Origin of the sequence: Sulfoacidibacillus ferrooxidans (assembly GCF_022606465.1) — a bacterium.
Lineage (GTDB): Bacteria > Bacillota > Bacilli > Alicyclobacillales > SLC66 > Sulfoacidibacillus > Sulfoacidibacillus ferrooxidans.
This window is the reverse complement of record NZ_JALBUF010000064.1, coordinates 1-844: the sequence shown is the minus strand read 5'-3', so window position 1 is coordinate 844 and position 844 is coordinate 1. Positions and strand designations below refer to the sequence as shown.

1 protein-coding gene is annotated in these 844 nt (G+C 47.9%); it reads right to left on the bottom strand.

Annotated features, from left to right (window positions below; translation table 11 throughout):
- Positions 1-607: group II intron maturase-specific domain-containing protein (locus tag MM817_RS16375; RefSeq protein WP_272880048.1), on the bottom strand; the 607-nt coding region annotated here is incomplete at its 3' end.
- Positions 608-844 lie beyond the last annotated feature (237 nt).

Here is an 844-nt window from a genome sequence, read left to right as displayed (position 1 = left end):
CGACATTTTCAATCGTGTTGTGCCCACCTAATCGCTCGGGAATCATTCGGGCGAAAAGAATGGCATTATCTCCATTCACCTGCCAGCGGCGGAAGTGTTCTACCGATATATTGCATCCGCATAGAGCGCATCTGCCACCCGTTTTGCGCACAACTTTCTTCTGGAAACCATTCAATCGTTTTAGCAGCAGTTGCTCTCGTCTTGCCTCAAAGTATTCATGGTCGCTCGGTCGATGAGGCGAGCGTCGTCCCTGTATCTTGATGTGTCGTATGATACGTATGTCACTCATGGTGGCCAGCGTAAATGACCCGTCCGCGAATACCCAATTTCGGTTTCCTCGGCGGGTGAAATATTTCTGGTAAACCCACCACGCAGACTTTTTGGGGTGACGGCGTCTCGCCCATTTCCACAGCATCTGGATTATCTTGTGATCGCAGTAGCCAAAGACCTTCTTGCTGACCTGTGTGCTGTAGTAATTGCCCCATCCCCGAATAATAGGATTGAGCAATCGAATGACCATGGATTGTTTGGCTGACTTGTTCGCGTCCAGTATGCCTTTGATTCTCCGAAGAACAGCGAGTTTACTGTCCTTGGCGGGTTTAATCAATAGCGGTCCCTTGTACTTGCGGACATGGAATCCGAGGAAGTCGAACCCGTCGTTGATGTGTGTAATGTGCGTTTTCTCTAGACTGAGTTCGACGCCTACATTATCCGCAAGCTGGACCTAGTATAAAGTAGTGGACACAAAAAGGAGGACTGATAAACTATGATTGAAAGGTTGTGTCGGGAAATTGGGAACGAAACAAACTAGGTATACTGAAGAATGTAAGTCCATGATTGTTGA